The following is a 2,796-nucleotide window of genomic DNA, read 5'->3' on the forward strand; positions in this document are numbered from 1 at the left end:
CCACCGTCAGCCACGAGATGCGCACGCCGCTGAACGGCATCCTCGGCCTGTGCCGGCTGCTGCTCACCGGGCAGTTGCATGCCGGCGAACGGCGCTATGCCATGTCGATCATGCGCTGCGGCCACGGGCTGCTCGATCAGGTCAACGACATCCTCGACCTGCGCAAGATCGAGGATGGCAAGCTCGATCTCGACCCCGCCCCCTGTGCCCTGCTGCCGGTGCTGGAGGAGGTCGTTGCGACTGTGGAAGGACTGGCGAACGAGAAGGGGATCGACCTCGACCTCGACATCGCGCCGGAGGTGCCGGATCAGGCAGTGATCGATCGCCAGCGGCTGCGCCAGATTCTGGTGAACCTTGTCGGCAATGCGGTGAAGTTCACCGACCGTGGCGGGGTCGACCTGCGCGTCGATGTCGAACCGGGGCCGGAACGTTCCGGGGCCGGAGAGATGCTGCGTCTGTCAGTGCGCGACACTGGAATTGGCGTACCGGCGGACCGCCGTGCCGCCATCTTCGAGAAGCTTGAGCAGGCCGACCCAACCATCGCCCGGCGCTTCGGCGGCAGCGGGCTGGGGTTGGCCATCGTCCGCCACCTGCTGGACGCCATGCAGGGCAGCATCCGCGTCGACAGCGCCGAGGGGCTGGGCAGCGTCTTCACCGTCACCATCCCCTTGCAGCGGGTGATCGAGCCGGCGCTTCCCACCCGGCCCGGCCGGCGGCTGCCGATCAGCCGGGTGCGGTCCCTGGCCCTGCTGCTGGTCGAAGACGATGCGATCAACCGGGAGGTCGCGCTCGGCCTGCTGTCCGATGCCGGTCACCGCATCACCGTCGCGGAGACCGGCGAAAAGGCGCTGCAACTGGCAACCCGGCGGCGCTTCGACGCCATCCTGCTCGACATCCGCCTGCCCGACATCGACGGGCCGGAGGTCGCGCGCCGCATCCGTTCGCTGGAAGATGCCGACCAAGCGGCGGTACCCATCGTCGCGGTGACCGCCAATGTCTTCGCCGCCGACCGCGCCCGCTATATCGCCGCCGGCATCGATGCGGTGATCGAAAAGCCGATCTTCCCGGAACGGCTGATGCACCTGCTGTCGAACGCCGTCGCGGCGCGATCCGACGACGGCGAGGAGTTGGAGTCCGGGGTGAGTCCCGCGGAGCCGGTGAAACGTCCGTCGGTGCTTGTGGACGACGTGAACGAGGAGATTCTGGAGCGCTACATCCACTCCCTCGGTCCGGTGCGCTTTGCCACCATCCGCGGCCTGCTTCTGGAGTCGGCCCAGGAGGGGCTGCCCCGCCTGAGCGCCTCTGACACCGCCGATGCCGAGATCGAGGACATCGCCCACCGGCTTGCCGGGGCCGCCAGCCATTTCGGCCTGACCGCCTTCGTCGGTCTGATGCGTGCGGGGAGGACGGCATGCGCGAAGGCCGCCGGGTCGAAGCGCAAGATCTGGCCGCCACCGCGGAGGCGGCTTTCAACCGCGGTCTTGCGGCGATGGACGCGGTGTGCGCGGTGCTGGAGGGGGTTTGAGGCGGGGTTTGACCCCGCCTCATGCCGAGGCTCAGGCTCCCTTGGCGGCGCGGTAGGCGTCCATCAACTGACGGCCGGCGGCGAGGATGCCTTCGCGGTCGCCCTTCTTGACCAGGGTCTCGTCGACCAGCTTGCCGCCGGCACCGACGCAGGCCACGCCGGCCGCGACATAGGACGCCACGGTGGTGGCGTCGATGCCGCCGGTGGGAACGAAGCGAACGCCGGGGAACACCGACTTCAGCGCCTTGATGTGCGCCGGGCCGACGGTGGAGGCCGGGAAGATCTTGATGGCGTCGGCACCGGCGGAGATGGCGGCATGCACCTCGGTCGGGGTCAGGGCGCCCATCAGGCAGGCGACGCCATGGTCGCGGCAGGCCGCGGCCACCTTCGGCACGACGCAGGGCGACACCACATACTTGGCGCCGGCCTTGACCACGTCGGCGACGGCCGCCGGGGTCAGGACGGTGCCGGCGCCGATCAGGGCGCCGCCCTCGGCGGTCAGCTCCTCGATCAGGCCGACGGCGCCGGGGGTGGTCATGGTGATCTCGAAGGTGCCGTATCCGGCCTCGCGCAGCCAGGTCACGGCGGTGCGCGCCAGATCGGCGGAGCTGTTGCGGATGACCGGAACGACGCCATAGGCGACGAGCTGGTCCAGGATTTCGACGGGGCTCTGGGTGGTGGACATCAGGATTCCTCAGGATTCTTCTGGGGGATGGAAGACACGGAGTTTGAAGCGGAGGCCGGCCGTTCGGGCACACGGTGGTGCCCGGCCAGGACGGCCTTGATGCGGGCGAGACGGCGGTCGAGGCCGGGCGGGGACTGCAGGCCGACCGCGACGGTCAGCATGTCGATCAACGCCAGTTGCGCCAGCCGCGAGGCCATCGGGGTGTGGACGGCGGTGTCCTCGTCGACATCGACGGTCAGGCGGATGTCGGCCCGTTCGGCCAGCGGCGTCGCCGATGCGGTGATGGCGATCACCGTCGCGCCGCCGTCGCGGGCAATGGCGGCGACATCGAAGATTTCGTCGCTGGTGCCGGTTTTCGAAATCGCCAGCAGCGCGTCGCCAGGGCCGAGCGTCGCCGCCGCCATCGCCTGGAGATGGGCGTCGGTGCTGGCGGTGACCTGGGGCAGCAGACGGAACAGCTTGTGGTGGGCGTCCAGGGCGACGGTACCGGACGCGCCGACGCCGACGATCTGCACCCGCCGCGCCCGGGCCAGCACCACGGCCGCCTTTTTCAGCGCCATGGTGTCGAGCCGGCTGCGCAGGCGGA

At 69.8% G+C, this 2,796-nt stretch carries 2 protein-coding genes and 1 pseudogene; 1 reads left to right on the forward strand and 2 read right to left on the reverse strand.

The genetic code is table 11. The annotated features are described in order from the left end of the window. Positions 1–17: 17 nt before the first annotated feature. A pseudogene (locus I71_RS30585) lies at positions 18–1,025 on the forward strand (ATP-binding protein); the annotation flags it as partial. Positions 1,026–1,556: 531 nt separating this feature from the next. Here the strand turns inward: I71_RS30585 and I71_RS30590 are convergent. Both I71_RS30590 and I71_RS30595 read right to left on the reverse strand, forming a co-directional pair. Further along, positions 1,557–2,210 (reverse strand): bifunctional 4-hydroxy-2-oxoglutarate aldolase/2-dehydro-3-deoxy-phosphogluconate aldolase, encoded by a 654-nt coding sequence (locus I71_RS30590; RefSeq protein ID WP_042703252.1) that lies wholly within the window; start codon positions 2,208–2,210, stop codon positions 1,557–1,559. Further along, a partial coding sequence (locus I71_RS30595) for a MurR/RpiR family transcriptional regulator (protein WP_042703254.1) occupies positions 2,210–2,796 on the reverse strand: 587 nt, incomplete at its 5' end. The genes I71_RS30595 and I71_RS30590, both read right to left, overlap by 1 nt.

This window comes from Azospirillum sp. B506, assembly GCF_000333595.1.
Classification (GTDB): domain Bacteria; phylum Pseudomonadota; class Alphaproteobacteria; order Azospirillales; family Azospirillaceae; genus Azospirillum.